Here is a 26,616-nt window from a genome sequence, read left to right as displayed (position 1 = left end):
TCAGCACGCGTCGTGCGCTTTTCGTAGAGCGCTTGTCGACGGCCGTGATCAGGGCTGGAGCGGACCCAGACCGACGAGCTCCAAGGCCCGCCGGGCGGGTCCGGGTGACACCGTGACCCGCAGGCGGTGCCCACCGGCGGCCGCGCGGTCGCCCGCCTCGGCGAGCAGCGCGGCGCCGTTGCTCGCGACGTAGGAGGCGCCGTCCACGACCAGGTCGACCGACCCGGACTCGGCGAGCTCCAGCAGCCGGTCCCGCACGTCCCCGGCACCGGCGAGGTCGAGGTCACCGTCGAGCAGCACCCGCACGACCCCGTCGCGGCGTCCGTGGTCGCGCAGCACGGTGGTCCGCCGGTCCTCCGACGCCCGCGGCCGGTGGACCGCCGCGGAGTGCGGCGCGGTGGGACGGGCCGTCGGGGCGATCCGCATACGCACCGCCGTCCCGCCGTCGGTGTGCTCGATCTCGCTGCTGGTCGCGATCGCCCGGATCATCGCCAGACCGAGCCCGCGGTGACCGGGGTCGCTCGGCGGCGGCCGCCATCGGCCGTCGTCGGAGACGCACGCGCTCACCCCGCCCGACGGCGTGTAGCCCAGGTGGAGCCGGACGTCACCGGGCGGGTCGAACCCGGCGTAGCCGTGCTCCACGCTGTTGGCGGCGGCCTCGTCGATCGCGCGGACCAGGTCGTCGCCGAGGTCCTCGCCCAGACCCACCTGGTCGGCCCAGCGCCGGACCCGGCGGCGCATGCCCCTCAGCTCCCGGGCGGACCCGGGGACGGTGAGGTCGATGTCGGGCGGCAGGACGCGGACGCAGACCAGCGCCGCGTCGTCGGTGTGCGCGGCGCCGGCCAGGGCCCGGTCGATGATCTGCCCGGCGAACTGCTCCGGCGGCAGTCCGGCCACCTCGGTGGCGATCCCGGCCAACCGGTCCAGCCCGTCGTCGACGACCTCGCCGCGACGCTCGACGAGCCCGTCGGTGTAGAGCACCAGCGTCTGCCCGGCGGCGATGGGGGCGATCCCCTCGCGGAAGGCCGGACGGCCGCGGATCCCCAGGACGGGGTTGTGCCCGCCCGCGAGGTAGCCGCCGCCGTCCTCGTCGACGACCAGCACGGGCAGGTGTCCGGCCCGTGCCCAGCGCAGCTCCCCGCGGCCGGGGTCGACGACCACGCAGGCCGCCGTCGAGTAGCGGGCGCCGGGGATCCAGGTCGCGAACTCGTCGAGCAGCTCCAGCGCGGACGCGGGGTCGCGACCCTGGCGGACGGCGCCGGAGAGGACGGTGCGCAGCTGGGCCATCACTGCGGCCGCGGCGACGCCCTGCCCGACGACGTCGCCGACCGACAGCCCGACCCGCCCGTCGCCGAGGTCGACGACGTCGTACCAGTCGCCGCCGGCCTCGGTGCCCGCGGCGCCCGCCTGGTAGCGCACCGCGATCTCCACGGTGTCGAGGTCGGGCAGCCGGATGGGCAGCAGCGTGCGCTGCAGGGTGTGCGCGACCTCCCGCTCGGCGCGGTAGAGCCGGGCGCGTTCGAGGGCCTGCGCGGCCGGGTCGGTCAGGGCGAGCAGGGTGGCGCGCTCGCTGGGCGGCAGCGGCCGCGGTGTCATGAACGCGGTCGCGATGACGCCGACGGTGCGGGCGGCGGTGACCAGCGGGAGGGTGAAGACGGTCAGGTGGCCGAGGCGGTCGAGCAGCTCGGCCGTCTGCGGGTGGCGCTCGCGCCAGTCGGTGCCCGGTTCCAGCCACAGCGCGCGGGCCTCGCGGGCGGTCACCGCGGCCGGGATCGGCGAGCTCAGCGGCACCTCCTGCCACGCCTGCGGGTCGGCGACGTCGTGCAGGGCCAGCGCCCGCAGGTGCTGGGCGGTCGGGTCGAGCTCGTAAACCGCGATGCGGCAGGGGCCGAGCAGTGCCCGCAGGTGGGTGACGACGGTCCGGGCCACCTCGGTCGGGTCGGCGGCCGCCGACAGCTCGGCGGTGGCCTGCTGCAGCAGCGCCAGCCGGTCGGCGTTGGCCCGCTCGTCCGCGAGCAGCAGCGCGTTGTCGAGTGCGAGCGCGGCGCGGTCGGCGAGGTCGGTGACGAGCTCGATGTCGTCGGGGGCGTACGGCGTGGTCTGCGGGCCCCGCACCAGGACCAGGACGGCCAGCGTCCGGCCGCGCGCGGTCAGCGGGACCCCGACCGCGGAGCGTGCCGGGATCGCCGAGCCCGGGACCGTCGCGCCGGGGGCGGTGTCGTCCCACAGGACCGCGGCACCGGCGTCGAGCACCTGCCGGCCGAACGAGGTCTCGCCGGGGCGCTCGTCGAGCAGCGCCTCGGTCGTGGTGTCCGGAGCGGCCCCGGCGGCGCGGACGAGCTGCCCGGCCTCGTCGACGCGGCGGACCGTGCACACGTCGGCCAGCCGGGTCTCGACGAGCAGGGCGGTCAGGCGCCGCAGCCGGTGGTCGACGTCCTCGGCGGTGTCCAGCTCCCGGCTGAGCCGGGCGAGCAGTGCCTGGCGTTCGGACTCGCGGTAGCGCACGGTGATGTCGGTGCCGCTGCCCACCCAGCCGGTCACGGCCCCGTCGGCGTCGGTGTGCAGCGGGACGGCGTGCTCGAGGATCCAGCGGAAGGCGCCGTCGGCGCGGCGGAGCCGGTACTCGATCTGCCAGCCCGTCCCGGACGCGACCGCGCGGGAGAACCGGTTGCGGTAGCGCTGCCGGTCGTGCGGGTGCAGCCCGTCGGTCCAGCCGTCGTCGAGGTCGGCGAAGGCCTCCCGGCCGGTGAACTCCTGCCAGCCGGAGTTGACGTAGGTCCGCGCGCCGTCCGGGTCGGCGACCCAGATCAGGGCCGGTGCCAGGTCGGCCATCGCGGTGAACCGGGCCTCCGCCTCGCGGCGGACCCGCCCCAGCTTCAGGTGGGCGTTGACCCGGGCCACGAGTTCGGCCGCGGAGAACGGCTTGACCAGGTAGTCGTCCGCACCGGCGCCCAGGCCCTCGATCGCGGCCTCCTCACCGGCGCGGGCGGAGAGCAGCAGGACCGGCACCCCGGCCGTCCGACGGTCCCCGCGCAGCGCTGCGAGCAGCTCCATGCCGTCGAGGACGGGCATCATGATGTCGGTGACGACGAGGTCCGGCGGGCGTTCCCGGGCCGCGGTCAGCGCGGACTTCCCGTCTTCGACGAGCTGGACCTCGTACCGGTCGGCCAGCAGCCGCTGCAGGTACTCCCGCATGTCGGCGTTGTCGTCGGCGACGAGGATCCGGCCCGCGGAGGCCGGCGCGTCCGTACCCGCGACGTCCGCCGGGACGGGTGCCGGGGCCGGTGCCGGGCCGGGCAGCCAGCGCAGCGCCTCGCCGACGAACGCCTCCGACGTCGCGGTGGGTGCGCTCCCGGACGCGGTGTCGGCGACGCGGTCCGGATCGAGGTGCGCGGTGCCGGTCGGGATCCGGACGGTGAAGGTGGTGCCGGTGCCAGGTGTGCTCGCCGCGGTGATCGTCCCGCCGTGCAGGGTGACCAGCTCGCGGGTCATGGCGAGCCCGATGCCCGACCCCTCGGTCGAGCGGGCGCGGGTGCCGGCGATGCGGTGGAACCGCTCGAACAGCCGGGGCAGCTCTTCGGCGGGGATCCCGGCCCCGGTGTCGGCGACGGTCAGCTCGACCGCGCTGTCGCCGTCGGCGCGCAGGGCGACCGCGACGTGGCCGTCCAGGGTGAACTTCAGCGCGTTGGACAGCAGGTTGAGGACGACCTTCTCCCAGGACTCGCGGTCGACGTGGACCGGCCAGGGCAGCGGCGGACAGTCCACCGTGTAGTCCAGCCCGGCGCGCTCCATCGCCGACCGGAACAGGCTGCTCAGCTCGGTGGTGAAGGCGGCGAGGTCGGTGGGCTCGAACGTCGCGCGCAGCCGTCCGGCCTGCAGCCGGGAGAAGTCGAGCAGCGTGGTGACGAGCCGTCCGAGGCGCAACGCGTTGCGGTGCACGACGTCGAGCTCCGCGGCGAGCCGGTCCGGCTCCGGCGGGGCGTCGCGCAGCTGCTCGACCGGTCCCATGATCAGTGTCAGGGGCGTGCGGAACTCGTGGCTGACGTTCGAGAAGAAGTCGGTCTTGGCACGGTCGAGCTCGGCGAGCGCCTCCGCACGCTCACGCTCGGCCTCGTAGGCGCCCGCGGCGACCAGCGCGGCCTCGACCTGACCCGCCAGGAGGTCGACGAAGGCCCGGTAGCGCTCGTCGAACAGCCGGAACGGGTTCAGTCCGACGACCAGTGCGCCCCGGATCAGGGTCTCGCCCTGCGCCCCGGCGAGCGGGTCCAGCACGGCGTGCGACGGCGGCCGGTCCCACGCGCCGCGGGGCAGCTCCGGCAGGTGGGCGGCGAGGTCGTCGACCACGGCCGTGCCGCCCTCGCGCACCGCGGCGAGCGGCCAGCCCGCCGGGTCGACCACGGGCGCGTCCGGCGCGACGCTCGTGGAGCCGACCAGCCCGGTCCCGCCGTCCTCGGTGAACTCGTAGACCAGCGCGAACGGCAGGTCCTGCGGGTTGCGGGCCAGCGCTCGCCCGGCCGCGGAGTACACTTGCGCCCGGGTCCGGGTCGGCCCCAGGTCGGCGGCGAGGTCGCGCAGCGTCTGCATGCGGCGTTCGCTGAGCACGCGGTCGGTGTTCTCGGTGACCACGCAGAGCATCCCCGCGACGGCGCCGTCCTCGTGCAGCGGGCTGTAGGAGAAGGTGTGGTAGGTCTCCTCGAGGTAGCCGCTGCGTTCGAGGAACAGCAGGAGTTCCTCGCTCCAGGTGGCCTCTCCGCCGGCGAGCACCGACGCGATCATCGGGCCGACGTCGTCCCAGACCTCGGCCCACACCTCGCGGGCGGAGCGGCCGAGCGCCCACGGGTGCTTGTCGCGCAGCGTGTCGCGCCGGTAGGCGTCGTTGTAGAACATCGTGAGGTCAGGGCCCCACGCCATCCACATCGAGAACCGGGAGTCGAGCAGCATCCGGACGACGCTGCGCAGCTCGGGCGACCACTGCTCGGGCGGGCCGAGCGGGTGGGCGGACCAGTCGTGTGCTGCCATGGCGGCGTTGACCAGGTCCGGCGGCGGACCCGGGCGTGCGGGAGCGCGGTTCGGGCCGGGTGGGCCGTCGGTCCCCGCCGGACGCGGGCCCGGATCGTCCGCGTCGTCGTCGCCTCGCATGTGCCTCTTCCCCGCCCCGTCGGAGCTCGACGAAATCTAGCCGACGACGGGCGGGAGCGCCCGGACCGTGCGCCCGCCCGAACGCGTCGTCGGCCCACCGCCGGATTCCGGCGCGGAGCCGGTCCCAGGTGCGGACGCGACGAGGGCACGGTCGGACGCGGAGAGCGGGGCCTCGGTGAGGAAGGCGCGGGCGTCGAAGTCGTGGGGTCCGTTGAACGGGTAGTCGGTCGCGTGCATGATCCGGGCGATGCCGACGACCTCGGCGCTCCACCGCAGGTAGCGGTGGCTGGCGATGCCGCCCGGAGTCACGAACACGTTGTCCCGGACGTAGTCGGCCAGCGGGCGGTCGAGCCCGGAGGCCCGGTCCAGCAGGGCACTGCGGTCGAGGGAGAACAGGACGGTCTCCCCCCAGTGGCCCAGGACGACCTGCAGTGGTGCAGCCGCCTTCCGACTCAGCGCTCCACTCGCGCCCCACCCTCGGGTCGGGGCCCGATTCCGAGCTGACCTGGCTCCTCCACCGAGCGGCGCAACGACTGCACACCGTCCCCGACCAGCACGGCCGGGTCGCCGTGGTCACCGGCGCCAACGTGGGTCTCGGCTTCGAGACGGCACGCATGCTCGCCGAACACGGAGCACGGGTCGTCCTCGCCGTACGCGACATCGAGAAGGGCCGGCAGGCCGCGGCACGCACGGGCGGGGACGTCGGCGTGCAGGCCCTCGATCTGACATCGCTGGAGTCCGTCTCCACCGCCGCCGCCGAGCTGCGCGCGACCTACCCTCGGATCGACCTTCTGATCAACAACGCCGGCGTCATGTACACACCGAAGCAGACCACCGCCGACGGCTTCGAGCTGCAGTTCGGAACGAACCATCTCGGACACTTCGCCCTCACCAACCTCCTCCTGGAGCGGCTCCTGCCCGTGCCCGGCTCCCGCGTGGTCACCGTCAGCAGCACCGGCCACCGCATCCGCGCAGCGATCCACTTCGATGATCTGCAGTGGGAACGCTCGTACAGCCGCTCCGCCGCGTACGACCAGGCCAAGCTCGCGAACCTGATGTTCACCTACGAGCTGCAACGACGACTCGCCCCCCACGGCGCGACGCTCGCCGTCGCCGCCCACCCCGGCGCGTCCAACACCGAACTCGCCCGGAACACACCCGCGGCACTGCTCGTGCCCATGGGATGGCTGGCACCACTGCTCACGCAGACACCCGAGATGGGTGCGCTCCCCACCGTCCGCGCCGCAACGGATCCCGGCGTACTCGGCGGGCAGTACTACGGCCCCGGCGGCCGAGGCGAGATCCGCGGATACCCGACGCTCGTCTCCTCCAGCGATGCCTCGCACGACCATGCGGTACAGCAGCGGATGTGGACCGTGTCGGAGGAGCTCACCGGGGTGAGCTTCCCCGTGGCGGCGGCAGGACGCTGAACCCGACCACACCGGCGTCACCGGGCCGCCCTCGGTAGGCTCGCGGTCATGTCCGGAGCGACCGTGAACGACCCCATTGCCGAGCTCGTCGCGTGCCGGGACTGCGGCCGGGACTGCCTGCTGCAGGTCGCGGACCTCTGCGCCGACTGCATCGCCAGGATCGGCACCGCCGCCGACGACGCCGACTACCGCGCCTGGCGGACCGAAAACGAGCGCCGCGTGGTCACCGGGGAGCTGACCGGCGCGATCTGACCGGCGTGATCCGACCGAGGCGATCCGACCGCCCCGGTACGTCCCGCTCCGGTCAGCGGATCGCGGTCGCGTTCGGTGGCGAGCCGACGCCCCCGACGAGGTGCAGCGGCTTGACCACCGTCAACGACGTCCAGCCGCCCGCGGCGCGGCTGTCGGCGACCAGTGCGTCGAGGTTCCACGGCTCGCCCAGGACCACGCCGAGCTTGGCGATGAGCTCCTGGTGCATCATCCGGCGTCCTCGGGGGCGGTCCCGGTGAACGGGCTGCCCGGGTCCACCGGCAGCACCTCGACGGCGAAGGTGTCGGTCGCGAACACCGCGACCCGGTGGTCCCAGATCCAGCGCGGCAGCTCGTGCGACTGGCGGAACCCCGTGGCGCGGCGCGCGGACCGGACCTCGGCGCGCAGCTCGTCGTCGGCGTCGAGGAACCAGCGGGCCCAGCCGGTGTGGACCATGACGAGATCGCCCGGCCGGACCTGCTCGCCCTGGCGCGCGAGCGCGCGGTCCAGGACGTCGGCGTCGAGCGCGGGCCCGGCCCGGTGGTCCAGCGGGGCGCCCTCCTCGGCGAGCAGTCCCGCCACGTCTATCAGCAGCCCGCGCCCGACGATCGGCTTCTCCGCCCAGCGCTGCACGCCCAGGGCGGGGCCGCCCGCGACGATCGCCGCGTCGGGGACGCCGTCGTAGAAGCCGTATCCGGACGCCCGCCGGTGCCGCAGACCGTCGACCTGCGACGTGGCCTGCAGGTGCCTTTCTCGTTCGACGACGCACGGCGCTTCACACATTCTTCGCCCGTTGTCCACCGGGCGAGAAGTCCGGTTGCTTTACGTGGTGGTCATCTGCTCTTGGAGGAGTTCCAGCCGGCCGACGCCGTTGTCCGGCAACAGTTCGGAGGGCCTTCCTGCGGTTCGCCGGCCGTCGTCCGGTGAACGCGTCGTCCGGTGCGGCGGGCGTCGGACGACCGTTCGGCGCGACCGTGAAAAGCGTCTCCCGGTTCCGGTAAGGAATGGTCAGGAATCGACCGGGAATGCGCGGGGGCGCCCGTCACCGGGCCCGGGAGCCCCCGCGGGGTCTCAGGCGTGGACGTCCGACGGGTGCGTGGCCAGCGGGGTCACCTGCATGGTCATGTAGGGGAACAGCGGCAGCCCCCAGAGGATCTCGTGGAGCTGCTCGTTGTCGCGCACCTCGAAGATCGACAGGTTGGCGTACTCGCCGACGCAGCGCCAGATGCTCACCCACTCACCCGAGCGCTGCCACTGCTGCGACCAGGCCTTCTCCCGCGCGAGCAGGTCGGCCTTCGCCTCGGCGTCCATGTCGGCGGGGAGGTCGACCTCCATCCGCACGGCGAAGCGGGCCATCAGGCGGGGTCCAGCGCGAAGTCGTAGGTGACCTCGTTGCCGGTGCCGTCGTCGGCCGGGCCGGGGCGCAGGATCAGCTCCGGCTTCACGGCCTGGGCGACGTAGTCGCCGCCGTCGAAGTACAGCTGGGTGGTGACGAGTTGCTTGCCGGGCGCGGACACCTTGAGGTGCAGGTGCGCGGGGCGCCACGGGTGCCAGCCGGCCGCGGAGATGAACGCGCCGGTCGAGCCGTCGGTCGGGATCTGGTACGGCGCGGGCTGCATGGTGCGGAACGCGAAGTGCCCGTCGTCGCCGGTGTGGATGACCGCACGCAGGTTCCACTCGGGGATGCCAGGGGCGAACTGGGAGTAGTAGCCCTCGTCGTCGGCGTGCCACAGGTCGACCGTCGCGCCGGCGATCGGGGTGCCGTCGAGGTCGGTGACGGTGCCCTGGAACAGCAGCGGGGTGCCCTTCTCGTCGGGCCGCATCGGCATCGCGGTCCCGGACTCGATCACCGGGGCACCCGGGACGTAGTAGGGGCCCTCGATGGTGCCGACGGCGCCGCGGCGGTCGGCGTTGGCGACCTCCTCCACGACGTGCTCGACGAACACGTCGAGGAACAGCGGCCACTCGCCGTCGGCGCCGACCTGGATCAGCCAGGCCTTGAGCGCGTCGTACTCGGCGTAGGTCACCTGGTGCTTGCGGATGACCTCGTGCAGGGCCTGCAGCGTGTCGGTGGCGATGGCGGACACCCGGGCCGGGTCGGCGGCGGCGCCGGCGCGTTCCTTCTTCGCGAAGGTGGCGGTGGCGTTCGCGCCGGAGCCGGCGGCGGTAGCGGTCTCGGTCATGTCCTACTCCTGTGGTGGGGCGGGGTCGTTCGGTCTCGACGTGCGGGTGTTCAGGTGTCGGTGCGGTAGTGGGCGAGCTTGTCGGGGTCGACATCCACGCCGATCCCGGGCCCGTCGGGGACGCGCAGCTCGCCGCCGCTGATCCGCAGCGGCTCGGTGAGCAGGTCGTCGGTCATGTCGAGGAAGTTCGACAGCTCCCCGGCGCGGGCGCTGGTCTGCCGGTGCGCCGCGCCGAAGACGACCGTGCAGGCCGTGCCGAGCTGCCCGTCGATCTGGTTGCCCATGACCACCTCGGTGCCGAGCCCCTCGCACAGGTGCAGCACCCGTTGGGAGCCGGTGAACCCGGTCCGCGCGGTCTTGATGCTGATCATGGTGGCGGCGCCGTCGAGCAGCTCGCGGGTCACCTCGCCGGGCCGGGTCGCGGACTCGTCGGCGACGGTCGGGACCGTGGTGCGGGCGGTGAGCCAGCGGCGTCCGAGCACCTGGTCGGCGGGCATGAGCTCCTCGGACAGGGTCAGGCCGAGGTCGGCCATCTCGTCCAGGGCCTGTGCGGCCTCGGACGCGGTCCAGCCGCGGTTGCCGTCCACGTAGAGCTCGACGTCGGGCCCCAGTGCCTCGCGCAGCGCACGGCAGGCGCCGGTGTCGAGGGTGACGGGGCGGCGGCCGACCTTGACCTTGAAGGTGGTGACGCCGTGCTCGTCGCGCATCCGCAGGGCCTCGGCGACCATCACGTCGTCGGGGGCGAAGCCGACCATGTGCGAGACCCGCATCCGGTCGGTGTACCCCCGAGCAGCTCGGAGACGCCGACACCGAGCCGGCGGCCGATGACGTCCCAGACGGCCATGTCGATCGCGGCCTTCGCGGTCGGGTTGCCGATCGTGCGATCGAGGACGGCGTGGATCCGCTCCCGCTCGAAGACGCTCAGACCCACGATCTCCGGGGCGAACACGGTGTCGACCACCGCGCGGATGGAGGTCTGGGTCTCTCCGTAGGTGTAGGGGCGGGGTGGGGCCTCGGCGACGCCGACGACGCCGTCCTCGGCGTGCACCCGGACCAGCACGTGGTCGGCGGTGTGTACCTCACCGGAGGCGAACCGCAGCGGTTTGCGGTAGGGCACGGCGAACGGGATCGCCTCGACGGCCACGATCTTCACTGCGGTCCTCCGGGGACGGTGGCGGGGCGGGGGTCCAGCTCGTGCGCGCGCTCGGCGAGCACGTCGAGCAGCCGGACGAGGGCGGGGGAGTCGTCGTCGGTGCGCCAGGCCAGGGCCAGGTCGACGCGCAGCTCGCGGTTCAGGTCGGCGTAGACGACGCCTTCGGTGCCCAGGGCGCGCACCGACTCGGGCAGCAACGCGACCCCGGCACCGGCGGCGACGTGGGTGAGCAGGATCGGAGTGTCGCGGGCCTCGGTGCGGCGCCGCGGGAGGAAGCCGGAGTCCAGGCATCCCTGGGTGGCGACCGAGTCGACCACCGAGCCGGGGGCGCCGTAGGCGACGAAGTCGTCGCCCCGGAGCTCGGCCAGGGTGACCGTCCCCGCCCCGGCGAGCCGGTGGGTGGCGGGCAGCGCCGCGATCAGCCGCTCCTGGGCGATCGGGCGGACCGACATCTCTGGGCGCACCACCGGCGGACGCAGTACGGCGAGGTCGATGCGACGCTCGTCGAGCGCATCCTCCTGGGCCGCGGTGAGCAGCCCGGGCAGGAACCGCAGCGAGACGCCCGGCATCCGGCGAGCGGCGACCCGGGCCAGCCGGGGCAGGAGCCGGTAGGCGGCGAGGTCGGTGGCACCGACCGTCACCATGCCCTCGGTGCCGGCGGCGACCTGCTCGACGCGGCGCCGCGCCTCCTCGACGCCGGCCAGGATCCGCCGCGCGTCCTCCAGCAGCGACGCCCCCGCCGGCGTCAGGTCGACCCGGCGGGTGGTGCGCTCGAACAGGGTGGCGCCGACCTGGCTCTCGAGCTGGCGGATGGCCTGGGAGAGCGGGGACTGGGCCATGTGCAGCCGCTCGGCGGCGCGGCCGAAGTGCCGCGTCTCCGCGACCGCCACGAAGTAGCGGAGCTGCCGCAGATCCATGCCCGTCACCTCCCTCGGCCCGGCGCGTCGCCTCACGGTAGGCGTGCGACTCTGTAGACACAAAGACCGGACAGCGCCCGATTGAGAGCTTCGACAGCTGAATGATGGTCAGGCCGGGACGGGTCGGGTGTCGGCCCGCGCGTCGACGCCGTGGATCCAGGTGAGCCACGGGTCCAGCCCGGCCAGTCCCGCGTTGCGGGCCTCGGTCTCGGGGCCGTCGGGCAGGTACAGCAGCCCGCTGGTGACCAGGGAGCTGCGCTGGATCGACCGGGTCCGTGCCCGGCGCAGCCGCTGGTACCGGTCGAACGCCTCGGCGTGGTCGCCGTCGAGTGCGCCGGGGGCGGCGAGCAGGTCGGCGAGCACCGCGGCGTCCTCGATGGACTGGTTCGCGCCCTGGCCGTGGTGCGGCAGCATCGTGTGCACGGCGTCGCCGAGGAGGACGACGCGGCCGCGGGACCAGTGCGTCATCGGGGGCAGCGTGTAGAGCGGCCAGTGCGGGGACTGCGGCACCGCGGTCAGCATCTGCACCACGCCCGGCGCCCAGCCGGCGAAGGCCCGTTCCAGGGTCCCCGGGTCGGTCTCGGTCGGGCCGGCACCGCCGGTCCACGGCTCCGGCCCCTCCAGCACGGCGAAGAAGTTGATCTGCTCGGCGTGCGCGCCGATCGCGTAGTGCAGCACGTGCGCGTCCGGGTCCATCCAGAACTGGATCGCGCCGGGATCGGGCAGCAGCGGCGCGTCGGCGACGTCGACGATCCCGCGGAAGGCCGAGGTCCCGGTGTAGCGCGGCCGGGCATCGGGGTCGACGACCGATCGGACACGGGAGTGCACGCCGTCGGCGCCGACCACGACCGCGGCGCGCAGCTGCTCACCGGAGGCGAGGGTGACGGTGCCGTCCGGGTCGACCGCGGTGACCTCGCAGTCGAGGCGGACCATGCCCTCCGGGCAGGCGCCGGCCAGGACACGCTGGAACTCCGCGCGGTGGATGCCCAGGTAGGGGGCGCCGAAGCGGCGTCGGTAGCTGCCGTCGATCCCGACCGGGAAGGCGGACACCCGCTCGTCGTCGCGCCAGCCGCGGTGGATGAGCTCGGTCGGCTGCGCCGCGACCTTCTCCAGCTCGCCCAGCAGACCCAGCTCGTCCAGCGGGCGCAGCCCGTTCGCCGACAGCGCCACGGCCGCACCGACCTCGCGCAGCTCGGCCGCGCGTTCGAGCACGGTGACCCGGACGCCGCGGGCGTGCAGCGAGAGAGCCAGCGACAGGCCCCCGATCCCGGCACCGACGATCACCACTGATTCGTCCATGACTGTGATCCTGACACGGATACCGGGCCCTGAGTCCTCTACGGATCGTCTCAGTCGGGACCGCTTTCGGCACGACCCCCTCGGCCCCTTCACCGGGGGTCCGAGGTCGGCCACCATCACTCGCCGAGGGGATCCGACCCCGTTCCGAACTCGACGAGGAGTGATCGATGTCCGAGACGTTCGTGCTGGTGACCGGCGCGTGGCACGGCGGCTGGGCCTGGCGCCCGGTCGCCGAGCGACTGCGTGCGGCGGGACACCGCGTGCTGACCCCCACCCTCCCCGGGCTCGCCGACGGCGACGACCCCACCGCCCTGCACCTGTCCGACACCGTCGACGCCGTGGTGGACCTGATCGAGTCCGCCGACCTGTCCGACGTGACGCTGGTCGGGCACAGCTGGGGCGGCTACGTGATCACCGGTGCGGCGCACCGGGTCGCGTCGCGACTGCGGAAGCTCGTCTACTGGAGCGCGTTCGTCCCGGCCGCGGGCCGCTCGCTCTACGACGAGGTCCCGCCGGCCTACCGGGAGCTGTTCGACGCCCAGGCCGCCGCGTCGGGCAACAACACGGTCGCGCTCCCGCTGCCGGTGTGGCAGGAGGCCTTCATGAACGACGCGGGTGAGGAGGCGCAGAAGCTGGTGCACGAGCTGCTCGTGCCGCACCCGATGCAGTACTTCACCGAGACCGTGGAACCGCTCGACCCGGCGGCCCTGGGGGTGCCGGTGTCCTACGTGCTGTCCACCGACGACGTCGCGCTCCCGCCCGGCGAGTACGGCTGGGACCGCTTCGCGGCCCGGCTCGGCGTCACGCCGGTGAGCGCGCCCGGCAGCCACGAGGGCTGCTTCACCGCCGCCGAGGGGCTCGCCGAGGCCCTGCTGAAGGCCTGACCCCCGCGGCACCTCGCGCACGCGCCCCACGCGGGCGGCCCCACGCGTCCGTGCGCACGAACGGGCACCTCGTACGAGACCTTCGTACGAGGTGCCCGTTCGCGCGCGGCCGGGGTCAGCCGGTCGGGGACTCCTGCGCGCCGTCACCGGGCGCGGGGTCCTGGCCGAGCTGGTTCGGCGGGAACCGCAGCGGCGGGAGCCCCTGCAGCGGGGCCTGCGGGACGTTGCCCACCTCCGGCGGGAGCGGGGTGCCCTGCAGCGGGTTGCCCACCGGCTCGAGCGGGTCGATCGGCGCGAACGTCGCGGGCTTCGCGAGCCCGCCGGAGTCGTTGCCGTCGAAGGACTCGGTCCTGCCGCAGCCGTCGAGCATGACGGTCAACGGGCCGTCGGTGTGCACGTCGAGGCGGGCGTCGCAGCCCACCCCGGCGCGCTCCGGGTCGACGGTCACGGTGCCGACCCCGGCCGAGCGGATCTCCAGCACGTTCTCGGCGTCGGCGTCCACCGGCGCGTCGAGGTGGCGGAACTCCCGCAGGTACGGGTTGACCGGCGAGAACGTCCCCTCGACCTGCCCGACCTCCTGACCGGCCGCCGGGACCGGCGCCTCGGCGCGGCCCTGCCCCCGGGTGACCACGTCGATCGCACCCAGCTCGTGCGGGTCGCGGCTCTGGATGCCCGACAGCCAGTAGGCGTGGTCCCCGACGAGGCCGGCCTCCGGGTCGTCCATGAGGGGGTTGCGCACGTAGGTGACGTGCGGCGGGTCGACCGCGCGGGGCTCGTCGCCCATCCAACGGGCGGCCAGGTCCCACATGCCGTTCTTGCACATCACGAGGTGCTCGGCGGCGAGGCCGACGTGGCTGATGAACTCGTAGTCGTAGTCTCCGGCCTTGTAGAGGTCGGCCCGCTCGCGGGTGATGGGGTAGGGGATGAAGTCGTCGTTGACCCCGGCCCACTCCATCACCGGCTGGTTGTGCCGGCTGGGCAGCAGCTCGGAGATCTTCGACCCGGGCTCGTGCTTGGTGACGGTGTCGACGCCGGCCTCAGCCAGCTCGTCGGCCACCCCGTTGACGCCCGGCAGCGACGGGGCCACGTTCAGCCCGTCGCAGATGAAGGCCTTGTTGAACACGTCGGGGAAGGTCAGCGACAGCTTGTTCGCGGTGTAGGCGCCGGAGGAGAAGCCGCCCATCGCGGTGCGCTCGCGGTCGAGGTCGTAGTGGCGACGGGCGTCGGCCAGCGCCTCGAAGACGATCGCGCCGCCCTCGCCGTAGCCCCAGTTGTCGGCGCCGCGGAAGTCGACGTCGATCACCATCGTGGGGTCGCCCGGCCGGTCGGCGAACTGCCGGTAGAGGTCACGGTCCCCGGCGACGTCGTCGCCGGGGCGCAGCGCGTAGCCCTGGGTCCAGAGCAGCGAGGCGTAGCCGTGCGACGGCGCGGGGGCCTCGGGGGCGTAGACCGTGTAGCGCTGCATGCGGCCCGGCAGGTCGGGGACGCAGTCGTCGCGGCAGGGGTAGCCGAACGACGCGCTCGGCCGCTGGTCGCCGGAGCCCTCGCCGGAGCCGGTGGCGATGCCGCCCTGCTGCAGGCCGGTGCCCGGTGCGGGCCCGCCAGGGTCCGAGGGCAGCCGTCGGCCCTGCTCCTTCTCCGAGTGCGAGGCGAACACGCGGGTCACGTAGCCGGAGGTGGGGACGCCGGACTCGTCGTCGGTACCGGCGCGGAGCTTCCCGAAGTCGACGTCGGCGAAGAACTCCGACAGGTCGCCGTTCGCGATCGCGCGCTTCTGGTCGTTGTTGCGGTAGGGCGCCTCGAAGGGCTCGTGGAAGCGGAACGCCGCGTCGAAGAACGCCGACGGCGTCGGGTCGCCGAGGACCGCGCCGCCGGGGTGGGACTCGTCCGCGGTGACCTGCGGGACGAGGTAGGCGTCGGCGTCGCGGTCCCACAGCCCGGCCGCGGCGGCGAGGCGCTGCGTCCCGTCGGCGGGGTCCCACGCGGAGTGCGGCACCCGGATCTCGACCTGGCGTCGCTCGAGGTCGACGTGCACCTCGGGCGCGTCCGACAGGGTCCGCCCGGTGGCCGCGTCGACGATGTCGCCCTCGTTGCCGTGCACCGTCACGAACAGCTGGGCCGGCATGACGGTGTTCGCGCCGTGCGGGGCCTCGCGCGGGGTGTCCGAGCCGCCGAGGGCGAGGGTCAGGCCGAGCAGCCCCGGGTCGGTCATCGTGTTCATCGTGACCCGGAACGCGGTCGCGTCGTCCTGCGGCTTCGCGCGGACCTCGAGGATGTCCGCGGCGTTGCGCCGGTAGGCGGCGTTCTCGGGGTAGGTGTAGTTGCGCAGCAGGGTGTCGTTGGGCCAGCGGTACTGGTTGCCGCCGCCCTCGTCGTCGTAGACGCAGCCCTGGTGCACGTACTCGCCGTGGCGGTAGGCGCTGGTCATGCAGATGCCGATCGGGTCGGCGGACCAGATGCCGGTGTTCTGCAGCTGGGGCGCGTCGACGGCGGGGGCGCGCAGCAGGTCGGGACCTGCCGTGTCCGCCCGCGCGTCCGGCGCCGCGAGCGCCGACCCGGCACCGACCGCCGCACCGGCGATCAGGCCGGCGACGACGAGCGCGACGGCGGCTCGCTTCGTCTTCTTCATCGGGGAGCCTTCCACCGGTGCCGCCCGGTCGCGCCTCGCTGCGCAACGGGGTTCGAGCCGCCCCGTTGCCCACCTCAACTGATCCACTACGACCCCGGTGACGTGCGACGACCACTTATCGTTAGTCCGAATGGACTAGGACCGTCGGGATCTGGATGTGCCCCTGTGTTTCTCCTTGTGTAGAAAAAAGGTGAGCTACCACGAGGAGCGGCCGTGCCGAAGCGGGTGGACCACGAGCAGCGCCGGGGCGAGATCGCCGACGCCGCCTGGCGGCTGATCGCCGAGCACGGCCCGGACGGGGTCACGCTGCGGGACGTCAGCGCGGCGCTGGGGGTCGCGCACGGCGCCACCGGGCACTACTTCGCGGGCCGCGCCGCGATCGTGGAGTACGCCTTCCGGCAGGCGCTCGACGGCCTCGACGCCCGGGTGGCGCAGCGCGCGGCCGGGGTGACCGGGCTCCCGGCGCTGCGGGTGTTCTGCGACGAGGTCACGGCACACACCGGGACGCCGTTCGCCCGGGTCGCGGCGTCCGGGGCAGGGCCGGCCGCGGTCCTCGTCGAGGTGACCGCGCGGTGGCGGGTCCGGCTGGCGGCCCGGATCGACGAGGCGCGGCGGGCGGGCGAGATCGTCGCCCCGGCGCCGGACGGGGTGCTCGTGGAGCAGCTGCTGGCGCTGCTCCACGGGGTGCAGGCGCTGGCCGCGCCGGGGCCCGGCGGACCGGGGTCGGCGTTCGGGCCGGACGGGGCGGCGGCGACGCCGGGGACCGGCGGAGTGGGGTCGGCGCCGGCGTCGGGTGGAGCGGGGTCGGCGCCGGGCGAGGTGGTCGCGGCGTTCCTCGCGGGGCTCGGCGACGGTCCGGCCCGGATCGGGACCGCCCCGCCGGGCGGGGGGCACGACAGTGCTGCCTTCGATCCGCCGGGAGCCGGGGGGCGGTCGGCGGATCGGTCGACGGTCGCGCAGGACCGAGCCGACGGCAGCGGGAACGGCGGCGGGAACGGCGCTGGGGACGGGTTCCTCGCCTTCACCGACGTCGCCCTCGCCCGCACCGGCGAGCGCCTCCCCGGCACCGACCGCGCGGCCATGGCGCTCGTGCTGAACCTGCACCGGCTCACGGGCTCCCTTGTCTACGACCTCGAGTCGACCGTCCACCGCCCCGCGGGATGGAGCTGGTCGGCGTTCCGGCTGCTGTTCACGCTCTGGGTCGCGGGCGGGCAGGAGGCGGGCCGGGCGGCGGAGCTGTGCGGGATGAGCCGGGCCGCGGTGTCCAGCCTGGCCAACACCCTCGCCGCCGGGGAGCTCGTCCGGCGCACGCCCGCCGCGGGGGACCGGCGGACCGTGCACCTGTCCCTGACCGACGCCGGTGCCGAGCGGCTGGTCGCCGCGTTCGGCACCCACAACCGTCGCGAGTCGGAGTGGGCGGCGCTGCTCGGCGCCGCCGACCTCGCGACGCTCAACATCCTGCTGGTCCGCCTCTCCCGGGCCGCGCACCGGGCGGACTGGATCAACCGGCGGACCTGAACCGCTCGGCGCGTGCCGCCGGATCGGCCCTGGCGCCGGGCGCCGCGGCCCTCTACGGTTCCGGACAAGTGATTCAACCTTTGATCGTCGGGCAGGTCCGGCCGGTCACAGGTCCCGATGAGGGGACGCCACGGTCGCCGCCGGTGTCTCCCGGCTGCTGAGAGGACACCCGCCGTGGCCAAGCCCTTCGCCTCCTCCGCCGACACCGCCGCCAAGGAGCAGACCCTCGAGGTGCTCGCGGACGGCGTCTACGCCCTCACCGCCGAGGGCGACCCGAACATCGGCGCGATCGAGGGGGAGGACTTCCTCGTCTGCTTCGAGGCCCTCGCCACCCCGGTCGCCGCGCGGAGGTGGCTCGCGATGCTGCGCGAGCACACCGACAAGCCGGTCCGCCACCTCGTGCTGTCGCACTACCACGCGGTCCGGGTGCTGGGCGCGAGCGCGTTCGACGCGCAGACCGTCGTCGCGCACGAGGCGACCGCGGCCCTGGTCGCCGAGCGTGGCATGGAGGACTGGGCCTCGGAGTTCGCGCGGATGCCGCGGCTCGCCGAGGCCGCCGACTCCGTGCCCGGACTGACCTGGCCGACGCTGACCTTCGCCGACCGGCTCACCATCGACCTGGGCGGGGACCGCGGCGAGCTGGTGCTGCAGTTCCACGGCCGCGGCCACACCGAGGGCGACATCACCGCCTGGCTGCCGCGGCACCGCATCCTGTTCGCCGGCGACCTCGTCGAGGCCCGGGCCGCGCCCTACACCGGGGACGCGTTCCACCGTGACTGGGCGGGCGAGACCCTCGACCGGCTCGCCGCCCTCGGCGCCGAGCAGCTCGTTGGCGGGCGCGGCGCGGTCAGCCGCGGGCGCGCCGAGGTCGACGCCGCGATCGCCCAGACCCGCGGGTTCCTGCAGGTCATGATCCGCGAGGTCGGCGCGGTGCAGGGGCGCGGCGGCACGCTGAAGGAGGCGTTCGAGGCCACCCACGCCGCACTCGTCGACGACTACGGGCACTGGCCGATCTTCGAGCACTGCCTCCCGTTCGACGTCTCCCGGCTGTGGGACGAGCTGTCCGGTGTGGAGCGTCCGGTGATCTGGACCGCGGAGCGCGACCAGGAGGTCTGGGCGAGGTTGCAGGGCTGAGGAGCCGGAGAGGGGAGGGGAGCCGTGTCGAGGTCCGTCGTGTCGAGGTCCGCCGCGCCGACCTGGCCGTCGTCGCCGGTCCTGGTGCTCGGTGCCGGGCCGGTCGGGCAGACCACCGCGCTGCTGCTGGCCCGCCACGGCGTCCCGACGGTCGTGCTGGACCGCCGCCCGGAGCGGGACCGGGTCGGGTCGAAGGCGATCTGCCAGCAGCGCGACGTCCTCGACGTGTGGGAGACCGTCGGCGCCGGCCGCCGGATCGCCGACGAGGGCGTCACCTGGACCACCGCGCGCACCTTCCACCGCGACACCGAGCTGTTCGCCTACACCGTCGCCGAGCCGGGGCGGCCCGCCTTCCCGCCCTTCGTGAACCTCTCCCAGGCCCGCACCGAGGAGATCCTCGACGAGCGGATCGCCGACGAGGCACTGGTGGACCTGCGCTGGGGACACGACGTCGTCGGTGTCGAGCAGACCGCCGACGGCGTCACGGTCACCGTCGACGATGGTGGCCGGGTCGCGGGGAGCTTTCTGGTCGTCTGTGCCGGCGCCCGCGGAGATGCGCTGCGGGATCTGCTCGGGGTCACCTTCGAGGGCACCAGCTTCGACGACCGCTTCCTGATCTGCGACGTCCGCGCCGACCTCCCGGGGTGGGCGGCCGAGCGCCGCTTCCACTTCGACCCGGTCGCGAACCCTGGCCGCCAGGTGCTGGTCCACCCGTGCCCGGACTCGACGTACCGGATCGACTGGCAGGTCCCGGCCGGGTACGACCTCGAGGCCGAGACCGCGTCCGGAGCGCTGGCCGCCCGGATCCGGGCGGTCATCGGGGACGTCGACCACGAGGTGGTCTGGTCCTCGGTCTACCGGTTCCACTCGCGGGTGGTGGACCGGATGCGGTGCGGCCGGGTCCTGCTGGCGGGCGACGCCGCGCACCTGGTTTCCCCGTTCGGTGCCCGCGGCCTGAACTCCGGCGTCGCCGACGCGGAGAACGCCGCCTGGAAGATCGCCTGGGTCGGTCACGGCTGGGCGCCGGAGGAGCTCCTGGAGAGCTACCACGCCGAGCGGCACGCGGCGGCACGGGAGAACGTCGCCGTGACCACCGCGACGATGGACTTCCTGGTCCCGCGCAGCGCCGAGCAGGTGCGGGCCCGCTCCGAGGTCCTCGCCGCGGCGGCGACCGACCCCGGGGCCAGGGCGCGGGTCGACTCCGGCCGGCTGTCCGAGCCGTTCTGGTACGTCGAATCCCCGCTGACCACCGCCGACGCCCGTCGTCCCTTCGCCGGGCGCCCCGCCCGCGGCGAGGTCCCGCCCGCGGGGCCCGGCGTGCTCGTCCCCGATGCCCCGGTCCGCACCCCGGCCGGCCCGGGACGGCTGCGCGCGCTCGCCCGCGACGGGTTCCTGCTGCTCACCGGCCCGCTGACCGACGCGGACGCGGTCACCGCGGCGGCGTCCGCGGCGCCCGGCCCGGTCCGCGTGCTCGCCCTCGCGGAGCTGGACGGCCACCCCGACCCCGACCCCGCCGGCACCGGTGGAGCCGCCGGTGCCGGAGCGGGAGCCGGCCCTGGATCCGCTGCCGACCCGGCCGGAGCGGGAGCCGGTGCCCCCGCGGGGGACGGAGCCGGCCCGACGGTGACCGCGGCCCTGGCCGCCCGGCCCGACGAGGTGTGGCTGCTCCGCCCGGACGCCCACGTCGCCGCCGTGCTCCCCGCCCCGACCCGCGACGACGTCGCGGCCGCCCTCGCCCGCGCGACCGCCCGCGGCACGACCGCGCGACCGACCCCGCCAGCGATGCCGCCCTCGCCCGCGCCATCGACCGGGCCGGCGACGGGGCCGCCGTCCCCGCCGCCGGCGCCGGGGCGGGCGCCGGGGCGGAGACCGACATCGACCGGACCGGAGGAGGGCCACGATGGCGTACTACAGGCGAGCCGGTGACGTCCCGCCGAAGCGGCACACCCAGCACCGACGCCCCGACGGCGGGCTCTACCGCGAGGAGCTGATGGGGGAGGAGGGCTTCTCCTCGGACTCCTCGCTGCTCTACCACGTGGGCGTCCCGTCGGCGATCGTCGACGCCACCCCCTGGGACCTGGGCGACCAGTCGCTGACCGAGAACCGGCCCCTCGTGCCGCGGCACCTGATGCTGCACGACCTCGAATCGCCGGACTGGAAGTCGGTCGACGTCGTGACCGGGCGCCGGCTGGTGCTGGGCAACGCCGACGTGCGGATCTCCTACGTCGTCGCGGGGGAGGTCAGCCCGCTCTACCGCAACGCCGTCGGCGACGAGGTCGTCTACCTGGAGTCGGGCTCGGCGACCGTCGAGACGGTGTTCGGTGCCCTGGAGGCAGGCCAGGGCGACTACGTGGTGCTCCCGCGGGCGACGACCCACCGGTGGGTCCCGACGGGGTCCGAGCCGCTGCGCGCCTACGCGATCCAGGCGTCGTCGCACATCACCCCGCCGGCGCGGTACCTGTCGCGCTACGGCCAGCTGCTCGAGCACGCCCCGTACTGCGAACGCGACCTGCACGGCCCCACCGAGCCGCTGCTCGTCGAGGACACCGACGTCGAGGTGCTGGTGAAGCACCGCGGGGGGCCGCACGGGATCACCGGCACCCGCTACGTGGTGCCCACGCACCCGTTCGACGTCGTCGGCTGGGACGGCTGCCCGTACCCGTACACGTTCGACGTCGCGGACTTCGAGCCGATCACCGGTCGGGTGCACCAGCCGCCGCCGGTGCACCAGGTCTTCGAGGGCTCCGGCTTCGTGGTCTGCAACTTCGTGCCGCGCAAGGTCGACTACCACCCGCTGGCCGTGCCGGTGCCTTACTACCACGCCAATGTGGACTCCGACGAGGTCATGTTCTACTGCGGCGGCGACTACGAGGCCCGCAAGGGCTCCGGGATCGGGCAGGGCTCGATCTCGTTGCATCCGGGCGGGCACAGCCACGGCCCGCAGCCCGGCGCGGTCGAGCGGGCACTCGGGGTGGAGTCCTTCGACGAGCTCGCGGTCATGGTCGACACGTTCCGGCCGCTGGCCCTCGGCGAGGGCGGGCGGGCCTGTGAGGACCCGTCGTACGCGTGGAGCTGGGCGGGTCGCGGGCCCGGCGGCTGACGGGGCCGCCGGCTCACCGGGCGGGGACGAGCACCGGCACCAGCCGCACCAGCACCACCAGGGCGACGAGCTCGACCAGGGTCTGGGTGACGACGGCCAGCGGGGCGAGGGCGAACGGGCCGGGCACGGCGAGGGCGAGCGGCAGTAGGACCAGGGAGTTGCGGGTCGTCGCCGAGAACACCGTCGCCCGGGTGGCGGGGACGTCCAGGCGCGCCACCCGGGCGGCGAGCAGGCCGACGACGACCGCCGCGACGGCGAACACGATGTAGAGCGGGACCAGCCGCAGCAGGGTGAGGGCCTGCGCGCCGACGTCGGCGATCTGCGACGCGACGACCAGGGCCAGGGTCGCCACCATGAGCGGCACCATCGCCCCGGCGGCGGTGCCCTCGACCCGGGCGACCCGCCCGTCCGGCCGTCGCCGGTGCAGCACCTGCACCAGCGCCGCCGCGGCCAGCGGCAGCAGGACCAGCACCACGAACGCCTCGGCGAACGGCCCGACCTCGACCACGGCGAGCGCCTCCGGCCCGGCGGCCAGCCACAGGTAGCCGGGCAGCAGGAGGAGCTGGGTCACCATGAGCAGCGGTGTCGCCGCGAGCAGCTGCGCCCGAGCACCACCGGCGAGCCCGGTGAACACGACGACGTAGTCGACGCACGGGGTGAGCAGGACGAGCAGGACCCCCAGGAGCAGGCCGCGGTCGTCGGCGACGAACGAGGACAGCCCGAACGCGACCGGCGGGAGCAGCACGAAGTTCGCCACGAGCACGGTGACCAGGAAACGGGCACCGGTGAACGCCCGCGCCAGGTCGACCAGCGGGACCGCGAGGAACGTCGCGAACAGCAGCAGCGCGAGCACCGGGGTGACCGAGGCCCCGAGCGCGGGCGCGGCACACGGGACGGCGAGACCCAGGAGCGCCCCGGCGAGGATCGCGGCCAGGTACAGCGGGACCTGGTGACGGTCCCACCACGCGACGAGCCGGCTCAGTCGGTCCCCCCGGCCGAGCGGTACGCCGCCTGCGCGGCGGGGCCGAGGTCGGCGCCGTAGGAGACGTCGGGGGAGTCCCCGCCCTGCTGGTAGCCACCGGTGACGGCGAGGATCTCCGAGTCGTCCGGGCCGGTCAGCCACGGGCCGCTCATGCCCGTCCTGGCGGGCGTGCCGTCGCCGTCGGCGACGCAGTGCGCGGCGGTCACGACCAGGTCGCCCGTGGCGGATTCGACCACCGAGCCGGAGCAGAAGTGGTCGCCGGGGTCGTCGGCCGGGCCGTCGAACAGGGCGTCGGTCGCGGGCCGCGCCACCGGCGTGCCGTCGGCACCGGTGACGACCGGGAGGGACGGTCCGGGCACGGCGGGCCCGGCGGGCGCGACCGTCGCCGGGCCCGCGGGGACCGGGGCACCGGCCGGGGCCGGCGCGGAGGTCGTCGGAGCCGGGGTGGCGGCGGAACCGGCTGCCGTGGCCGACGCCGCGGTCGCGACCTGTGGCGGCGGCGCGGGCGTCCACGACGGAACCGTGAGCACGACGGCGGTGGACGCCGCGAGCACGGCGGCCAGGAGTCCCGGCAGGCGCCACCGCGGGCGGGACCGGCCGTCACGGGGCCGGGTGTCGGTCCGCACGTCCACCTCCCTCGACTCACCTCCGCTGACCCGATCAACGGTAGAGGCACCCCTGTGCTCCGTCGGGCGGACCGCTGTGGACGTGCTGTGAATCCGGTCCGGTCGGCGGCACGCCCGTCTCCCGTCGTCCTGCGCCGATCTGATACGTCTGTGTCCACCGGCCGCCCCGTCGGGGTGCGGTGGGCCGGCGACGAACGGAGTGGCATGGACGCGGACGTGATCGTCGTCGGGGCCGGGCTGGCCGGACTGGTCGCCACCCACGAGCTGACCCGGCGGGGCCGCCGGGTCGCCGTCGTCGACCAGGAGGGACCCGTCGACCTCGGCGGGCAGGCGTGGTGGTCCTTCGGCGGCATCTTCCTCGTCGACAGCCCCGAGCAGCGCCGCATGCGGGTGCACGACTCGGTCGAGCTGGCCTGGAGCGACTGGCAGGGCAGCGCCGGGTTCGACCGCCTCGACGACGAGGACACCCATGCCGCGCGCTGGGCCCGCGCCTACGTCGAGTTCGCCGCCGGGGAGAAGCGCTCCTACCTCACAGAGCTGGGCATCTCCTTCCTCCCCACGGTCGGCTGGGCCGAGCGCGGCGACCTCACCGCGACCGGCCACGGGAACTCCGTGCCCCGCTTCCACGTGAGCTGGGGGACCGGCACCGGCGTCGTCGGACCGTTCGTCGACTCCGCACTGCGGGCCGCCGAGGCCGGCCTCGTGACCTTCCACCACCGGCACCGCGTCGACGAGCTGGTCCGCGCCGACGGCGTCGTCACCGGCGTCCGCGGTGCCCTCCTCGCCCCGGACGACTCGCCGCGCGGAGCTCCCAGCAACCGCGACGTGACGGGGGGGGGTGTCTCTATGTGGTTGTCAAGCCGCGGCGAGGGCCGGATCGGGTTCGGTAACCGTCGGTGGGGTGTAGGGCGTGTGGTCGCGGAGCATCGCGAACAGGACGTCCGTGCGGCGGCGGGCCAGGCAGATCAGGGCGGCGTTGTGGCGCTTGCCCTGGGCTCGTTTGCGGTCGTAGTAGGCGCGGCTGGTCGGGTCGGCGAGACTGGCGAACGCCGAGAGGAACAGCGCGGACTTGAGGGCATGGTTGCCGCGTTGGGAGCGGGTCTCGCCCTTGATCGAGGTCCCGGATCGACGCGTGACGGGTGCGAGCCCTGCGTAGGCGGCCAGGTGCCCGGCGGTGGGGAACGCGGATCCGTCGCCGACGATGGTGAGAATCTTGATGGCGGTCCTGACTCCGAGTCCGGGCATCGAGGTCAGGACCGGCCCAAGAGGGTGGGCCTCCAGGCGGGCCTCGAGCTCAGCCGCCAGATTGCCTCGTTCGACGTGGACGTCACGTAGCTGCGCGGCGACTCCGCTGATGACGCGGGCGAAGGCGGCCGTGCCGGCGACCACGAGTGTCTGGGCGTCGAGGGCGGCCAGGATCTGGGTGGGCAGGGTCCGCGCCAGGCGCGGCGAGCGCGGTCGCATGAGCTCGGCGATGCCGCTCTCGCCGAGCTGGCGCAGAGCCGCGGGGGTGGGTGCGGCGGCGAGCAGGTCCTGGACCCCGCCGCGATCCAGACGGGGTCCGAGCAGCCGTTCCAGAGCCGGATGAATGTGCAGCAGGGCGTCACGCAGCCGGTTGGTCAGCCGCGTGGATTGCCCGGCGAGGTCGTCGTCGTAGCCGGCCAGCACCGACAGCTCGGCGAGGGTCTCGTCGTCGCTGCCGACCCGGCGCAGCGTGTGCGGCATGCTGCGTGCGGCCTCGGCGATGACGTGAGCATCGCGGGCGTCGGTCTTGCCCTGTCCGGGGTGCAGGTCGGCGATCCGGCGCATCGCCAGCCCAGGCAGGTAGGCCATGTCGATACCCAGGCTGCGGGCGACCGCGACGGCCAGCGCGCCGATCGAGGCCGGTTGATCGACTACCACCAGCACCCGACCGTGCTCCGCGAGCGCGGTGAATACGGTGCGCAGCGCGGTCTCGTCGTTGGGCAGGGCCTTGTCGTGCACCCGCTTGCCCGCAGTGTCGAGCGCGCAGGCGTGGTGTTCGGGCTTGCCCACGTCCAGCCCGCAGAACACTGCGAACGGCACCGCTTCGATCTCCTCGGACAACCGGCGCCCTTCCGTCGTCGTGGCAGACCAGCCTGGACACCCGCGCCGGCAGCCACGTTACGAGCAGACCACGCAAGCGGGTCAGGTCTCTATCAGCGGTCGTTGGCGCCCTCCGACCACGGTGACAACACCCCCCAGATCATCAACGACAGGGGCAACGAGTCATGCCGTGGCCGGTGGCCTGCAAGCCCTCACCGGGCTTGATCAAGAAGGTAACGGGGGCACGCTCTCCGCGCCCGCAGTGGTGCTGGCCACCGGCGGGATCGGCGCGAACCACGAGATGGTCCGCCGGTACTGGCCGGAGCGGATGGGCACGCCGCCGTCGTCGATGATCACCGGGGTGCCGGCCTACGTGGACGGGCGGATGCTCGACATCGCCGCCGACGCGGGCGTGCGGCTGGTCAACCGCGACCGCATGTGGCACTACACCGAGGGCGTCGTGAACTGGGACCCGGTCTGGCCCGGTCACGCCATCCGGATCCTGCCCGGGCCGTCGTCGATGTGGTTCGACGCGCTGGGCAGGCGGCTGCCCGCGCCGTACCTGCCCGGCTACGACACCCTCGGCACCCTGCGCCACCTGCGCACCACCCCGGACATCGCGCCCTACGACCACTCCTGGTTCGTGCTCACCCGCAAGATCATCGAGAAGGAGTTCGCGTTGTCGGGCTCCGAACAGAACCCCGACATCACCTCCGGGCGCCGCGCGGCCTTCCTCCGCGAACGGCTGCTCAGCAAGGGCGCGCCCGGCCCGGTCCAGGCGTTCACGACCCACGGGGAGGACTTCGTCGTCGCCGACACCCTCGACGAGCTCGTCGCGGGGATGAACGCCCGCACCGACGCCCCGCCGCTCGACCCGGCCCTGATCCGCGGCCAGATCGAGGCCCGTGACCGGCAGCTGGCGAACCCGTACAGCAAGGACGCCCAGGTCCAGGGCATCCACAACGCCCGCCGCTCGCTCGGCGACCGGATCGGGCGGGTCGCCGCGCCGCACCGGATCCTCGACCCCGCCGCCGGGCCGCTGATCGGGGTGAAGCTGCACGTGCTGACCCGCAAGACCCTCGGCGGGATCCAGACCGACCTGCACTCCCGAGCCCTCGACGCCCGCGGCGAGCCGATCCCCGGGCTCTACGCGGCGGGGGAGGCCGCCGGGTTCGGCGGGGGCGGGGTGCACGGGTACAACGCGCTGGAGGGCACGTTCCTCGGCGGCTGCATCTTCTCCGGCCGCGCCGCCGGACGCAGCCTCGCCGGGGCCCTCTGAACCCGTGTCTCACTGAGCGAGACCCGCCTT

20 protein-coding genes and 2 pseudogenes are annotated in these 26,616 nt (G+C 74.2%); 9 read left to right on the top strand and 13 right to left on the bottom strand.

Translation table 11 applies throughout. The annotated features are described in order from the left end of the window. Window positions 1–48: 48 nt before the first annotated feature. Window positions 49–5,139 (bottom strand): SpoIIE family protein phosphatase, encoded by a 5,091-nt coding sequence (locus XF36_RS16090; protein WP_060712620.1) that lies wholly within the window; start codon window positions 5,137–5,139, stop codon window positions 49–51. 36 nt (window positions 5,140–5,175) lie between these two features. Beyond that, entirely contained in the window at window positions 5,176–5,454 is a 279-nt protein-coding gene (locus XF36_RS16085) for a hypothetical protein (protein ID WP_060712619.1), read from the bottom strand. Window positions 5,455–5,708: 254 nt separating this feature from the next. On the opposite strand from XF36_RS16085, the gene XF36_RS16080 reads away from it, so the two are divergent. After that, window positions 5,709–6,569: an SDR family NAD(P)-dependent oxidoreductase gene (locus tag XF36_RS16080; RefSeq protein ID WP_238588907.1), complete on the top strand. Its 861-nt coding sequence runs from the start codon at window positions 5,709–5,711 to the stop codon at window positions 6,567–6,569. Window positions 6,570–6,617: 48 nt separating this feature from the next. Continuing rightward, window positions 6,618–6,821: a hypothetical protein gene (locus XF36_RS16075; RefSeq protein ID WP_060712618.1), complete on the top strand. Its 204-nt coding sequence runs from the start codon at window positions 6,618–6,620 to the stop codon at window positions 6,819–6,821. Window positions 6,822–6,873: 52 nt separating this feature from the next. Here XF36_RS16075 and XF36_RS33345 read toward each other — a convergent pair whose 3' ends face one another. The 7 genes and pseudogenes from XF36_RS33345 to XF36_RS16045 form a co-directional block, all read right to left on the bottom strand. Continuing rightward, window positions 6,874–7,050 (bottom strand): hypothetical protein, encoded by a 177-nt coding sequence (locus XF36_RS33345; RefSeq protein ID WP_202968406.1) that lies wholly within the window; start codon window positions 7,048–7,050, stop codon window positions 6,874–6,876. Beyond that, complete coding sequence (locus tag XF36_RS16070; RefSeq protein ID WP_060712617.1) at window positions 7,047–7,601, bottom strand: cyclase family protein; 555 nt, start codon at window positions 7,599–7,601, stop codon at window positions 7,047–7,049. Before XF36_RS16070 ends, XF36_RS33345 begins: the two co-directional genes overlap by 4 nt. 288 nt (window positions 7,602–7,889) lie before the next feature. Next, window positions 7,890–8,174 carry a muconolactone Delta-isomerase family protein gene (locus tag XF36_RS16065; RefSeq protein ID WP_060712616.1) on the bottom strand — a complete coding sequence of 95 codons (285 nt, stop codon included), beginning with the start codon at window positions 8,172–8,174 and terminating at the stop codon, window positions 7,890–7,892. Next, window positions 8,174–9,001 (bottom strand): catechol 1,2-dioxygenase, encoded by an 828-nt coding sequence (gene catA, locus XF36_RS16060; RefSeq protein WP_060712615.1) that lies wholly within the window; start codon window positions 8,999–9,001, stop codon window positions 8,174–8,176. The genes XF36_RS16065 and catA overlap by 1 nt, the downstream gene beginning before the upstream one ends. Before the next feature lie 50 nt (window positions 9,002–9,051). Next, a pseudogene (locus tag XF36_RS16055) lies at window positions 9,052–10,154 on the bottom strand (mandelate racemase/muconate lactonizing enzyme family protein). Further along, window positions 10,151–11,071 (bottom strand): LysR family transcriptional regulator, encoded by a 921-nt coding sequence (locus XF36_RS16050; protein ID WP_060712614.1) that lies wholly within the window; start codon window positions 11,069–11,071, stop codon window positions 10,151–10,153. The pseudogene XF36_RS16055 and the gene XF36_RS16050 overlap by 4 nt, the downstream one beginning before the upstream one ends. Window positions 11,072–11,179: 108 nt before the next feature. Beyond that, window positions 11,180–12,370, bottom strand: coding sequence for an FAD-dependent monooxygenase (locus XF36_RS16045; protein WP_060712613.1), 1,191 nt, complete (start codon window positions 12,368–12,370; stop codon window positions 11,180–11,182). 167 nt (window positions 12,371–12,537) lie between these two features. Between XF36_RS16045 and XF36_RS16040 the strand changes: the two genes are divergently transcribed. After that, on the top strand, window positions 12,538–13,254 hold the full coding sequence (locus XF36_RS16040; protein WP_020628462.1) for an alpha/beta fold hydrolase: 717 nt from the start codon (window positions 12,538–12,540) through the stop codon (window positions 13,252–13,254). 115 nt (window positions 13,255–13,369) lie between these two features. Here XF36_RS16040 and XF36_RS16035 read toward each other — a convergent pair whose 3' ends face one another. Further along, on the bottom strand, window positions 13,370–15,883 hold the full coding sequence (locus tag XF36_RS16035) for a hypothetical protein (RefSeq protein ID WP_060712612.1): 2,514 nt from the start codon (window positions 15,881–15,883) through the stop codon (window positions 13,370–13,372). Window positions 15,884–16,096: 213 nt separating this feature from the next. Between XF36_RS16035 and XF36_RS31640 the strand changes: the two genes are divergently transcribed. From XF36_RS31640 to XF36_RS16015, 4 genes are all read left to right on the top strand, one after another. After that, a complete protein-coding gene (locus tag XF36_RS31640; RefSeq protein ID WP_145981383.1) occupies window positions 16,097–17,401 on the top strand; it encodes a MarR family transcriptional regulator in 1,305 nt (434 codons plus the stop codon). A gap of 174 nt (window positions 17,402–17,575) precedes the next feature. Then, window positions 17,576–18,535 carry an MBL fold metallo-hydrolase gene (locus XF36_RS16025; protein WP_202968405.1) on the top strand — a complete coding sequence of 320 codons (960 nt, stop codon included), beginning with the start codon at window positions 17,576–17,578 and terminating at the stop codon, window positions 18,533–18,535. A gap of 39 nt (window positions 18,536–18,574) precedes the next feature. Beyond that, window positions 18,575–20,461, top strand: coding sequence for an FAD-dependent monooxygenase (locus XF36_RS16020; RefSeq protein ID WP_082375455.1), 1,887 nt, complete (start codon window positions 18,575–18,577; stop codon window positions 20,459–20,461). Continuing rightward, window positions 20,436–21,635 carry a homogentisate 1,2-dioxygenase gene (locus tag XF36_RS16015; RefSeq protein WP_060712610.1) on the top strand — a complete coding sequence of 400 codons (1,200 nt, stop codon included), beginning with the start codon at window positions 20,436–20,438 and terminating at the stop codon, window positions 21,633–21,635. Before XF36_RS16020 ends, XF36_RS16015 begins: the two co-directional genes overlap by 26 nt. 13 nt (window positions 21,636–21,648) lie before the next feature. Here the strand turns inward: XF36_RS16015 and XF36_RS16010 are convergent, their stop codons facing one another. Next, window positions 21,649–22,488 carry an arsenic resistance protein gene (locus XF36_RS16010; protein ID WP_238588906.1) on the bottom strand — a complete coding sequence of 280 codons (840 nt, stop codon included), beginning with the start codon at window positions 22,486–22,488 and terminating at the stop codon, window positions 21,649–21,651. Window positions 22,489–22,613: 125 nt separating this feature from the next. Beyond that, window positions 22,614–23,249 carry a lipase chaperone gene (locus XF36_RS32985; protein WP_060712609.1) on the bottom strand — a complete coding sequence of 212 codons (636 nt, stop codon included), beginning with the start codon at window positions 23,247–23,249 and terminating at the stop codon, window positions 22,614–22,616. Between the two features lie 198 nt (window positions 23,250–23,447). On the opposite strand from XF36_RS32985, the pseudogene XF36_RS30510 reads away from it, so the two are divergent. Next, a pseudogene (locus XF36_RS30510) lies at window positions 23,448–24,077 on the top strand (FAD-dependent oxidoreductase); the annotation flags it as partial. Window positions 24,078–24,098: 21 nt separating this feature from the next. On the opposite strand, the gene XF36_RS16000 reads toward XF36_RS30510, so the two are convergent. Continuing rightward, a complete protein-coding gene (locus XF36_RS16000; protein WP_060711898.1) occupies window positions 24,099–25,328 on the bottom strand; it encodes an IS110 family transposase in 1,230 nt (409 codons plus the stop codon). Window positions 25,329–25,569: 241 nt separating this feature from the next. On the opposite strand from XF36_RS16000, the gene XF36_RS15995 reads away from it, so the two are divergent. After that, window positions 25,570–26,586, top strand: coding sequence for an FAD-binding dehydrogenase (locus tag XF36_RS15995; protein ID WP_349675505.1), 1,017 nt, complete (start codon window positions 25,570–25,572; stop codon window positions 26,584–26,586). The last annotated feature ends 30 nt before the right edge of the window (window positions 26,587–26,616 follow it).

Origin of the sequence: Pseudonocardia sp. HH130629-09 (genome assembly GCF_001294645.1) — a bacterium.
In the GTDB taxonomy this organism is placed as follows: Bacteria; Actinomycetota; Actinomycetes; order Mycobacteriales; family Pseudonocardiaceae; genus Pseudonocardia.
The sequence above is the reverse complement of the archived record's forward strand: the minus strand, read 5'-3'. Positions and strand labels throughout refer to the sequence as shown.